9 protein-coding genes are annotated in these 12064 nt (G+C 51.5%); 5 read left to right on the top strand and 4 right to left on the bottom strand.

From position 1 onward, the window contains the following. Positions 1-12: 12 nt before the first annotated feature. Entirely contained in the window at positions 13-1356 is a 1344-nt protein-coding gene (gene gldE / locus EQG79_RS24650; protein WP_129605173.1) for a gliding motility-associated protein GldE, read from the top strand. 139 nt (positions 1357-1495) lie between these two features. Next, a complete protein-coding gene (locus EQG79_RS24645; RefSeq protein ID WP_129605170.1) occupies positions 1496-2521 on the top strand; it encodes a phytanoyl-CoA dioxygenase family protein in 1026 nt (341 codons plus the stop codon). A gap of 79 nt (positions 2522-2600) precedes the next feature. Here EQG79_RS24645 and EQG79_RS24640 read toward each other — a convergent pair whose 3' ends face one another. Beyond that, on the bottom strand, positions 2601-3713 hold the full coding sequence (locus EQG79_RS24640; RefSeq protein WP_077924296.1) for an LBF_2804 family protein: 1113 nt from the start codon (positions 3711-3713) through the stop codon (positions 2601-2603). Positions 3714-3912: 199 nt separating this feature from the next. Between EQG79_RS24640 and EQG79_RS24635 the strand changes: the two genes are divergently transcribed. Continuing rightward, the gene (locus EQG79_RS24635; RefSeq protein ID WP_369822750.1) at positions 3913-5031 is read left to right on the top strand and encodes a DUF3500 domain-containing protein; all 1119 of its coding nucleotides are present in this window, start codon (positions 3913-3915) and stop codon (positions 5029-5031) included. 45 nt (positions 5032-5076) lie between these two features. Here the strand turns inward: EQG79_RS24635 and EQG79_RS24630 are convergent, their stop codons facing one another. The 3 genes from EQG79_RS24630 to EQG79_RS31650 are packed head-to-tail and all read right to left on the bottom strand — an operon-like array spanning position 5077 to position 8726. Next, positions 5077-7233, bottom strand: coding sequence for a peptidase domain-containing ABC transporter (locus EQG79_RS24630; protein WP_129605166.1), 2157 nt, complete (start codon positions 7231-7233; stop codon positions 5077-5079). A 12-nt stretch (positions 7234-7245) separates the two neighbouring features. After that, positions 7246-8430, bottom strand: a complete 1185-nt coding sequence (locus EQG79_RS24625) for an HlyD family secretion protein (protein WP_129605163.1) — start codon at positions 8428-8430, stop codon at positions 7246-7248. Between the two features lie 8 nt (positions 8431-8438). After that, positions 8439-8726, bottom strand: a complete 288-nt coding sequence (locus tag EQG79_RS31650; RefSeq protein WP_394343325.1) for a CPBP family glutamic-type intramembrane protease — start codon at positions 8724-8726, stop codon at positions 8439-8441. Positions 8727-10058: 1332 nt separating this feature from the next. Between EQG79_RS31650 and EQG79_RS24615 the strand changes: the two genes are divergently transcribed. Together EQG79_RS24615 and EQG79_RS24610 are read left to right on the top strand one after the other, a co-directional pair. Next, positions 10059-10334: a helix-turn-helix domain-containing protein gene (locus EQG79_RS24615; RefSeq protein ID WP_129605157.1), complete on the top strand. Its 276-nt coding sequence runs from the start codon at positions 10059-10061 to the stop codon at positions 10332-10334. Between the two features lie 86 nt (positions 10335-10420). Continuing rightward, positions 10421-12028 (top strand): S8 family peptidase, encoded by a 1608-nt coding sequence (locus EQG79_RS24610; RefSeq protein ID WP_170315665.1) that lies wholly within the window; start codon positions 10421-10423, stop codon positions 12026-12028. Positions 12029-12064 lie beyond the last annotated feature (36 nt).

Raw genomic sequence — 12064 nt, 5'->3', positions numbered from 1 at the left:
GATTTGACGTACATGGACCTTAGCGATCCTCTTCCCCGACAGGTGCTCCCAGCCGCAGAAGGCTGGGGCACCTATTTTGATTTTTACGGCCCTTATGCGGCCCTGCTGCTACTTCTGGTGACGCTGGCAGGCCTTGTATCTGCCTCCGAAGCGGCTTTCTTCTCCCTTTCGCCTGATGACCGGGCCCGCTGCCGGGATAGTGTACAGCCCGACGAGAAACGTATAGCGAGCCTGCTCGACAGGCCCAAGCGGTTACTGGCTTCGCTGGTTATTTTCAATAACCTGCTGAACATAGCTATCGTCGTTATCGTCACCTACCTGACCTGGATCTACTCGCAGGCTTCGCACGAATCGGGCCTCGTTCTGTCGGGGGTGACCCTGCTCACTACGCTGGTCATCGTACTCTTCGGCGAAATTGTTCCTAAAGTATACGCCAGCCAGAACAACCTGACAGTGGCCCGCCGGACGGCTCCGCTGGCGCAGGTCGGTTTGGTTTTGTTTCGCCCGCTCTCAGCGCTGCTGGTGAGCCTGAGTAACCAGGTCGACAAACGCATTGAGCGCCGGGGCTACAAACTCTCGGTCGAGGAGCTTAGCCAGGCCGTTGAACTGACCGGCACCGATGCCACTACCGAGGAAAAAGAAATTCTGAAAGGGATTGTCAACTTCAGCAACCTGAATGCTCGGCAGGTGATGCGGGCCAGACCCGATATTTCGGCCGTTGCCGACGATCTGACGTTTGCTGAACTGATGGAACAGATCAACGCATCGGGCTATTCAAGGGTGCCGGTTTTCAGCGAATCGCTGGATAAAATAGAAGGGGTACTGTACATCAAGGATCTGCTGCCCCATCTGCATCAGGACGATTCGTTCCGCTGGCAGTCGCTGCTCCGGCCCGCCTTTTTCATTCCCGAAAACAAAAAAGTCGACGACCTGCTACAGGACTTTCAGAAGCGACGGGTACATATGGCAATTGTGGTCGATGAGTACGGCGGCACCCGCGGACTTGTAACCCTGGAAGACATCATCGAAGAGATATTTGGTGATATCAACGATGAATTCGACGATGACACGCCTACCGGCTATCGACGCGAAGATGAGCGCACGGTTGTATTTGAAGGAAAAGTGCCTATTACAGACGTCTGTCGTGTGCTGAATGTAGATGCTACCACCTTTGAAGCGGTGCAGGGAGATAGTGAATCACTGGGTGGCTTGCTGCTCGAATTGTTCAGCCGGTTACCAAAAGCGGGCGACGAGACAAGCTATGCCGGGTTCAACTTCCACATAGTATCTGCCGACGATAAACGGATCAACGAAGTACGGGTTATCCGGAACAGCGTTGCCGTTACCCCTTCCTGACATGCCCAGTTCGCCAGGTTGCCGAAAAAGCATGGGTTACCTATGGCTACCAATAGAAATGATTGGATTAGTGCCCCCTACTAAGTATCAGAACTAATTTTTCTGGTATATTTAGCGCGTACTTATCCAACTAGTATTAATGAGTCTGATCAGTAAGTTGAAGGCTGTTGTTCGGCAAACAATAAGCCCGCCGGTTAAACCTGTCACTGAATTCGATTACCCAACCCTCCCCTGGATCGACAAGAAAGACGCCGATATCGATGGCTTTCTGCGGCAACGCGAACCCGTTACCGACCTGCCATATGACCTGGTCGAGAAGATGCGATTCTGGAAAGCCAATGGCTATGTGATCCTGGAGCAGGCCATCCAGACGGCCTGGGTCGAACAGCTCTGGCGCGAAGTAGAGGAGCTGATTGACCAGCACCAGAAACACCAGACGCTGGTTCGGGTCGATCTACCCGCCTACACGCAGAAACCGGTTCAGCCCGTCCGGGACGTGCCGAAAGAGGTCCTGAACGGTCCTTACATCAAGTTCATGGATTTTCACGACAACTCGGTGATTGGTAAGAAGATCATGCTGCACCGTAACATCGTAACGTTCCTGAGCGCGGTATTTAACGACAAGGTAATCGGTATGCAAAGTCTGTTGTTCAAATACGGTAGCCAGCAGGCAACCCATCAGGATTTTGCCTATGTTGTTTCCGAAATTCCGAGCCATCTGGCCGCTGCCTGGGTCGCTCTGGAAGATGTTCACATCGACTCAGGCCCGCTTTTCTATTACCCCGGTTCGCACACGCTGAATAAATTCAATTTCGGCAACGGTATTTTCTTCAACGGGCAGTCGACCCGCGATCCCAACGATTTCGCCAACTACCTCGACAAGAGATGTCAGGAGGCTGGTCTCAAGAGGAAAACGTTGCTGATAAAAAAAGGCGATGTATTGTTGTGGCATGCCGCCCTGGCCCATGGGGGCGATGAAATTCGAAATCCGGCCCTGACCCGCAAATCATTCGTTTGCCACTATTCATCGGACAAGGCATACCGGCATCACCGGCAACTACCAACTGCCGAGCCTATCCGCCGTACTATCAATGGGGCCGATGTGTTCGTGAACCCTCATATGCCTGACCAGGAAGACATATTCGACGCGGGCAAAACCCTGTAAGTGGTTGATATACTTATATGAAAAAGGGGGAACAGCCATATAGTCGTTTCCCCTTTTTCATATAAGTTGTGTCGTGCCTTTAGACCCAAAGGCCCCGGCCGGCATTGTATTCGCTGCCGATCCGCTGGATGTCTGCGGGCTGGTAATTACTGAGGAGTCCTTTCCGGCGGAGTTGCCGTAGCCGACGTTTTTCGAACCATGATAGTTTGCCGTCTACCAGCACGCCGAACACCAGCAGGCGTTCCAGACTCCGGCGTACCTCAACCGGCGCGTTGGCTACCTGTTCGGCAAAATGGCCCGTTAGCGTGGCGTTGGTTTGTAACTCAAACCGATGCACCAGCGTTTCGGTTAGCAGGAAGTGAGCGTAATTATACTGCCGTTTCAGGATGGCTACGTACTGAAGAGCTTCCAGAATGAGTGGTTTAAACTGAGGATTGTTGCCCCACTCATCGTAGAGCTCATTAACAAATTCACGGATTGTCAGCGGAGCCATAACCCGTACCTGCGCTTCATGCAATACCTGCCACGAAGCCCACGCATTCCAGAACGCATATACTGGCAGGCCGGCCAGATCGGTAACCTGCCGCAGGGCAAACCGCCCCGCTACCCGGCGTAGCAGAAACTTCAGTACGAGGCTGCTCAGCGCCCCCCTAATCATATTGACCAGAAAGAACATGGTCAGGCCCCAGCGGGGCAGGTTCAGGTACGGGTCTATGCCGAAGCGCAATACGCCCCGATTCGTTTTCTCCAGGGCCGCGTCGGCCAGTGCACGCAGGTGACGTTCGTACTGAGCATCGTGGGCCTTCGGAAACTGACATACCTGCATAATATTTTTTACCCCCCGTAAATTGATGGCGATCAGAAGGTTGATTTCGAGATAGACCAGCAGCAGACCGTACAGCATCGTGACCAGCGGCAGGGCATAGGTAGTACCGAAGAGGGTAATGGGCGTACTGACAAACAGGTCGGGCCAGCTGTACTGGGGCAGGTATAACATCAACACCCCCAGTATGCCGAGCAGAGCGGCCATAGTGAGCGTAACAACTTTGGTTCGGCGGATGACGCGGCTCTCAGTCGGGTTCAGTACATAAGGCTCATCGGTAGGATGTGCCGTGTCCAATGCCTGACGCAGATAGCGAAGTGCCAGATGATCAAGTGGTCCTGAGCTATTGTTTGGTGGCCGGGTTGACATACGTGCAGAGTGACAGTGGAGATATAGCTACAACCGGTAAAGGGGAGCGGTTGTTAGCAAAAAGGCCGGATTTGATACATCTGTATTGATTGAGCGGTTAAATTCTGGAGCCTCCCGACCGGAGCCTAACAAAGCCATTTACCGAAAGTAAATCCACTAGTATCAGGACTTTAGCGTAACGTTATTAACTCTATTCGGTATGATCTGTTTCCGACTACTCGCGGGGGGGCTGCTGTTTTTGCACAGCGTTGTATACATGGGCGCGTCGGCGCAGACAGTGGCTGCCCGGAAAGCCGTGCTGGACGACATGCGCGAGTCCGGAAAGGCGTTCCTGAGCGCTTTGTCGCCCGATCAGCGGAAGCATATTATGTTTACCTTCGATGACGAAGAACGGTTCAACTGGCATTTTGTGCCACGCGAACGCAAGGGACTACCGCTGAAGCAGATGACCACCAACCAGCGGAAACTAGCCATGGCGCTGCTCAAAACGGGGCTCAGCGAACAGGGCTACGAGAAAGCTACGTCGATCATCGACATGGAAAACGTGTTGCGGGTTATCGACAACCGCCCGCCCAACGACACCTACCGCGACCCCGAGAACTACTCGTTCAGCATCTTCGGCGACCCATCGACCGATAAGCCATGGAGCTGGCGGCTGGAAGGGCACCACCTATCGCTTCAGTTTATGTCGCTCACCGGGCGGGTGCTGGCGCAGACGCCAACGTTCTTCGGCAGCAATCCGGGCATTTTGCAGTACGACCCTGAGATGGCCGACAAACGGATGGGCGATGTACGGGTGAAGGACCTACCCCAGAAAGGCCGGCAAATTCTGAAGCTGGAAACGGAGCGGGCCTTTGCGCTGCTCAAAAGTTTATCGGCCGACCAGCGGAAAGAGGCTGTACTGGCCGCCGTGGCCTACCCGGATATTGTGACGAGCAACAAACGAAAAGCCTCGCTGGAACGGATGGACGGGCTAAAGCTGGCCGATATGACCGCCGATCAGCAAAAGTTATTCATGGATCTGCTGCAAACCTACTTGGCCAACTACCGCATCACCCTGGCCAAACAGCAGCTGAATAAACTCGAGAAAGCCGGACTCGACAGCCTGCGGTTTGCGTGGGCCGGTGATCTGACGCCTGAACTGGGCGAGGGGAAAGGCTGGTACTACCGCATTCATGGGCCTACTATCCTGATCGAGTATGATAACACGCAGACGAGTGCCAACCACATCCATACCGTTGTCCGCGATTTGACAAACGACTGGGGCGAAGACATGCTCCAGGAACATTACCGCGCCAGCCAGCACGGGAAACCGTGAAGGTTAGGTTTAACGTAACGGCTGTGAGAATAATATGACCAGCGTTTACACCAGCTCAGTTTGCTGCTGCCAGTAGTGCCGATACGTTTGCCCATTTTGAAGCAAGTCAGCATGACTTCCCTCTTCAATAATTTTACCCTGCTCCAGCACTATAATTTTATCGGCCTGCCGAACGGTACTCAGCCGATGGGCGATAATGATAATTGTTCTGCCCGATTGTCGAAGATGCTGAATAGTACGTTGTACGAACTGTTCGGAACCGGAGTCGAGGGCGGAAGTGGCCTCATCTAAAATCAGGATAGCCGGATCACGGTATAGGGCTCGGGCAATGGCAATTCGTTGACGCTGACCGCCCGATAGAGACACGCCATTTTCGCCGAGGTAGGTTTGAAAGCCAGTGGGCAGTTTCTCGATAAAGTTCAGAATGCCCAACTCGCTGCAGATGCTGATGATACGCTGCATATCGGGCTCGGGCTCGCCAATAGCAATGTTTTCCAGAACACTACCTGCAAACAGGTCGATCTTCTGGGGCACAACACCTACAACTTTTCGCAGACTGTCGGGGTGCAGGTATTTAATGTCATAGTCGCCAATATGAATACTGCCTTCCTGAAGCGGGTACAAACCCTGAACCAGCGACAGTAAGGTACTCTTACCCGAGCCACTTTCGCCAACTATGGCCGTAACCTGCCCGTGCGGAATGGTGAGCCTAAGTCGATCGAACACGGTTACGCGGGTGCCATAGCGGAACGTCGCATCGATAAATCGAACGTCGCCAACGAGATCAGCTGTCAGCCAGACTTTGTTGTCGGTCTGCTCTTTTTCCAGATCCAGGATCTCGAACAAACGGTCGGCCGCAATGCGAGCATCCTGAATGCTGCGATTGGCGCCAATCAGGCCGGCAGCCGGGCCGGTAAAGTACCCGATCAGGGCATAAAAAGATAACAGTTCACCGGGTGTGATCTGCCGGTCAAGCACAAAGGAAGCCCCCAGCCATAGCACCATGATCGTGAATAGTCTCGAGATAAACTCCGAAGCTGATCCGGCCCATATGCCGATACTGCCCGATTGGTAAATGGTCTGCAGCAGTTTTATAAACCTGGTTTCGGTTTTTTCATTGGCGAACGCTTCGAGGCCAAACCGCTTGATAGTCGATACGGCGTTGAGCGACTCAACCAACTGCGATTCCAGTTCCGCGCTATCTTCCATTAACCGGCGCTGATAGGTCCGGTTAATTCGATTGACTACATAATAGATAAGCCCATACAGTGGTACAATCAGGCCCATGACAACGGCCAGCTTCCAGTAATAGGTGAACATCAGGCCGAACGAGAAGAGTATCACCAGCCCGTTAACGACCAGCCCCAGGGCCGTATCGTTGATGAATGCCCGGATCTTGACCGCATCGTTAACCCGCGAAATGATTTCGCCGACGCGCATGGTGTCAAAAAATGACTGTGGTAACGTCAACAGGTGTTTATAATAGCCTAAAATAAGGGCCGCGTCGATTTGCTGCCCGGTTTTGAGATTGAAGAAGTCTTTGACCGTATCGATGAATACCTGGAGGAGCAAGAGTCCAATCATTAACACGCTCAGTAGGTTCAGCAGATTGCGATTGCCATCGACCAGCACGTTGTCGACCAGTTTCTGTACGTAGATTGAGGTAGATAATCCCAGGAGCGTGTATATGACAGCGCCAAAGAGTGCCTGAAGCATTACGGCCCGGTGTGGGCGTAACAACTGCCAGAATCGTTGCCCAACCGACGTTTGCACATTGGCGGTCTGAAAGCCGTTGTCGGGTAGGAGCAGCACCAGGACACCTGTCCATTCCTGCCGGAACTGGTCGTGTGTTTTGCGGTGCAGCCGACCATCGGCGGGGTCCATCACAACAACATACTTGCTGGTTACGTCGTAGATAACCACGTAATGATGAAGTCCATTTCTGACAATTACGTGGGCAATGGCCGGTTTGGGAACCTTGCCCAAACTCTCGAAGGGGCCTTTTACCCCTTTTGCCTGAAACCCCATTTTGTGGGCGGCTTCGATGAGGCCCAGCACATTGGTACCTTTCTGGTCGGTACTGGCCAGCTGCCGAACCCGCGCCACGGGCATCAACAGCCGGTAATGAGCGGCTACCGAAGCCAGGCAGGCAGCTCCACAGTCGGTAATGTCGCGCTGTTTGATTCTGACGCGCTTGTTCATGTAATGAATAGTTTAGACGGAACCGGCCTGGTTTTGGCGCGTACGGTTGGGGTTGAGCCAGTCATCGGCTTTGTCGTAGAGAAGCTGGAACAGCGAGCGTTGCGTAACAACAAATCGCGCTCGTAAGGTCATGCCTTTTTTCAGCGAACCCCGGTACCCGTTGGGTAGAGTCAGGTAGTTTTGCCGAAGCTGGCAGCGTACCCGAAAAACGGGTTGCCGGGATGACGGGTTGTTCTCCACAATCGTAAAATCGTTGTCGATGTCAAGTATGTGTCCGTCTATCAGGCCCCACTGGTTATAATCGAACGCGTCGACCTGAAACCGGGCCGCTTGGCCGGGGCGAAGCAGGCCAATGTCTTTCGGGGGTACGTAGCACTCGACTATGAGTGTAGAGTCTGGCGAAATGATGCCGATAGTCTCGCCTGCCTGTATGTAGCTTCCTGCATATCGCCCCGCTACCTGACTGACCGTGCCACTGACCGACGCCCGCACCGTATAGAGGTCGCGCTCCTGCCGGAGCTGTTGCTCCTGTGCCCGTAGCTCCGTGAGGGCCAATTGGTGCTGAGTCAGGGCCGTTTGCCACTCGCTGCGCTGCCGCTCCATCAATGTCTGATACTGCGTCACTACGCTGTTCAGCGCAAACTCTTTGTCTTCGTGTTCGAGCCGGGCTACGACCTTATCGCGTAACAGCAACTGACTGGTTTCAACGTCGCGCCGGCGTTTTTGCTGAGTTTGCAGATTTTCCTGGCCCACTAATCGGAACTGCTCGAACTGTTGTCGGTAAAGCGGGGAGCGGAGCCGCGCCATAAGAGCCGGATAAGTAGCTGAAGCCAGAAGTTCATCGGGTTTTTGATCCAGGAGAAGTGTTAGATCATGAATAGATTGCTGCTTCTCCTGTTGTTGTGCCAACAGCAGGTGTAGTTTGGTATCCAGCACGGGGGTTTGCAGCCGCAGCAGTACGGCCCCTGCCTGCACGGACTGGTTCTCCCGGACCAGGAGCGCAGCCACGCGCCCACTAACCAGCGGTTTTACGTCGCTCCGTTCTGCTACGGGCCGTACCAGTCCACTGGCCTGCACCGATACGTCGACAACAATGAACGGCAGCGAGGCCAGGGCAACCGCTATCGCTACTAGCACGGACGTGTAGATGAGCTGGCTACGAACGGTAAGAGTAGGGAGGTAGGTGATCGCGTCCATAAATAAAATTACTCTACGAAAAAAAATCCGTACATATTATAGACAGAATGAAACAGGATTGTGTATAATACGGCTATTTTATTATGCTTTAGCGATTCCAAGTAAACTACACTCAATATTATGCCAGCAATAAACGTCATGCACATATATGATATACTGTATGTGTGAATTATTGAGAAAAATGAAGCCGATATTATAGAGGATAACCATTTTCTTTTAAAATACTTGAATGTTACCTCTATTGGTATGTATTGAAAGACAATAGTTTCTATAATCGGAGCGTGTAAAGCAATCATTAGAAATAAATCCTTCTTAGATAGCAGCGCAAGGCTATCTTGGTTCGTGTCAATAGAAAGCGAGGTATTTATCCATGAGAACAAATAACCGTTAGTTATAGATAAAAATAATAAAAAACAAATTTTTTTCCAATAGATGAAGTCAAATGATTTACTAGTGTTTTGATGCATATTTATTGTTATTAATAGTTTGAGCAGGATATTCCCTGCTCAAACTAAATATTACTTGCCGAATTCCATTCTGTGAGCACTATAGTGAGAAACACCACTATGGACAGCCATCGAAAACTTAGTACCGTAGTAAGAGATCCAATACCAACCTGACTCTCCACCGTCGATAGTGAGCAGCTGCTCACTAGAAAGTGGCTCAAGTGTTAACTGTTTCATTACCTGTTGAAATGTCGAATCGTTCGTTTTCATCTTGCTAAAAATTTGATTATTAATCTGATAACCGTGGGACTGAAATCTATGATTGCCATGACACCATAGATTAAAATCAAGTCAGAAATCATTTTGATAAAATGCCGTTTGTATTTTATCATTTGAAAGAAATTGTTGAAATGTGATTCGAGTCGGACGAGATTGTTGAGATAGCTTCACATAGCAACTACATACAGTGAATGAGAACTCCGTTGGAAGTCTTCGTTGCTATATCATACAATATAAACGGGTGATATACCACCTTGTATGGAAGCTTTACAATCGTGGCTAACCCAAAACCATCTTAATAGCGAGGAGCACGATGGTGTTTCGCGTCATCATATCCAGCCCTAATATCTCCCCAATTATTAATAGCTGATATTATGACAGCAGCAGCGACAGCCTGCCACCAGCCTCCATTCAACTCTTGGCACTCGGTTCTAGATATCTCAACGACATTGTAATCGTAGGGCACTATATTAGTCATGTGATTTGAGTTTTTAAGTCTCCCAATCTTTCAACTTTTCTAACCGTCTCGAGCCAGTAGAATAAGTAGCGACTGGTTGGTACAAAGTTGATAGTAGGTTCTATACGAAGCTATGCGTAAAATGCATAATTTATGCAAATTGTGCATATCGTCATGCGTTTTACGCATAAACCAAAATAGGTATCGATTCTGGAGAGTTTAGTCTTTATAAAATATAGAAGTTATATGTATAAAAATGTGTCAATTAAATCTGAGAAAATAGACGTAAACGTAATTTTAGCTATCATTTCTATAGAATTAGTAATTATTTTTTTTGGTTGATTTCACGCATAAAAAAGGTGATTTCACGCAATACAGCTTTACTGGTAAGTCTCCTAATCGAAACTTTGGTGTCTAAACTGTCCGTAGCTTAAAATTGCCTATCTATGCCAAACTACATGACCCGAATCCGGCAGCTGCGCGAGTTCTGTGGTCTCTCTCAGGAAGCGGTTGCCGATCAGCTCGGTATCACGCAGTCGGCCTATAGCCGACTGGAAAGCGGCACCACCCGGCTGGACCTGCCCCGGCTGCAGCAACTGGCCGCGCTCTATGGACTTACTGTCCAGCAATTGGTGGATCTGAATTCGGTTGCTCTTGTTGATATCATCAGCCAGACGCCAGCCGTTGTTGAGCGGTTGCGGCTTGCTGACATTCGTAAGTAACGCAACGAAGCGCGCCATTTAACAACTTTTAAGGCTTTAAATCACCGCTTTCTTCGTAATTTGTGAAGAATATTTGTTTACAATTCATGAAGAAACTCCTTGTTAGCGCGTCGATTTGTCTGTTCTCGGTGGCAGCATCGGCGCAGGAGAGCCAATGGTATCTCCGCGATAAAACCGATAATTCGGCCGGTATCAGCGTGGAGCGCGCTTACCGCGAACTCCTGAAAAATCGCAAACCTACGCCGGTGCTGGTAGCCGTTATCGACGGCGGTATCGACACCACCCACGAAGACCTGCGCCGGGTGCTGTGGGTCAATCCTAAAGAAATTGCCGGTAACGGGAAAGACGACGATAAAAACGGCTACGTCGACGACGTTCACGGCTGGAACTTTATCGGTGGGAAAGATGGCCGAAATGTCAGCTACGAAACGGCCGAGGTAACCCGGCTCTATGCCCAGCTGAAGCCTAAATACGACGGTAAAAGCCGGGCCTCGCTGAAGCCGGCCGAGCAGAAAGAATACGATCTGTACGTGAAAACGAAGGCCGAAGTAGAAAAAAACCAGGCACAGTATAAGGCGCAGTATCAGGGAATCAGCCAGTTCTACGAGCAGTATTCTACCGCCGTTACGACCCTGAAAAAAGCGCTCAACGTTACCAAACTCGACACTACTACGCTCAGTAAAGTATCGGATACGATCACCAACGCTGCGCTGAAACGGCCGGTGGTCGGTATTCTGCGGTTATTGCGGCAGCAGGGTGCGGCCGATGCCGACGCAGTAACGGCCGAGCTGGAAAAAGCCAACGAGCAGCTCAAAGCCCGCGCCGAGTACAACTACAACCCCGACTTCGACAGCCGCGCTATTGTAGGCGACAACCCCAACGACCTGAAAGAGCGGAACTACGGTAACGCCGACATCATGGGCCCGCGCGCTGACCACGGTACCCACGTTGCCGGTATTATCGGCGCCGACCGGACCAATACCCTCGGTATCATGGGCATTGCCGATGCGGTACAGATTATGGGCGTCCGGGCCGTACCCGATGGCGACGAGCGTGATAAAGATGTAGCCAATGCCATCCGGTATGCCGTAGACAACGGCGCGCAGATCATCAACATGAGCTTCGGAAAAGATTATTCGCCCCAGCGCGAGGTGGTTGAAGAAGCCGAGCGGTATGCGCTCTCGAAAGGGGTTCTGCTGGTACACGCGGCCGGTAACGACGGAAAAGACATCGACACGGCGGCCAACTATCCGTCGCCCCGGTTCCTGGATGGCAAAGAGATTCCGAACGTGATTACGGTAGGCGCCAGCGCCGAGCCAAACACGAACGATCTGATAGCCAGCTTTTCGAACTACGGTAAACAAACGGTCGATGTGTTTGCGCCTGGTAAAGACATTTACTCTACCGTGCCGGGCAGCAAGTACGAGAACAACAGCGGTACCAGCATGGCCTCGCCGGTCGTGGCGGGGGTGGCGGCTGTGCTGAAGTCGTATTTCCCTAAGCTGACCTATGCCGATCTGAAGCGGATCATCATGCAGTCGGCCACGCCGTATAGCACGAAGGTGCGCAAACCCGAAACGAGCGACTCGGTCGATTTCGCCAGCCTGTCGAAAACGGGCGGTATCGTCAACCTGTACGAAGCCGTTAAACTGGCTATGGCTCAGGAAGCCGGTTCAGGTACGAAGGGTAAATAATCAACACATTTTATTTTCGGTCGGCCCCGGCCTGGC

This window comes from Spirosoma sordidisoli (assembly GCF_004138325.1).
In the GTDB taxonomy this organism is placed as follows: Bacteria; Bacteroidota; Bacteroidia; order Cytophagales; family Spirosomataceae; genus Spirosoma; species Spirosoma sordidisoli.
Note: the sequence above shows the minus strand (reverse complement) of the source record. Positions and strands in the feature narration are given on the sequence as shown.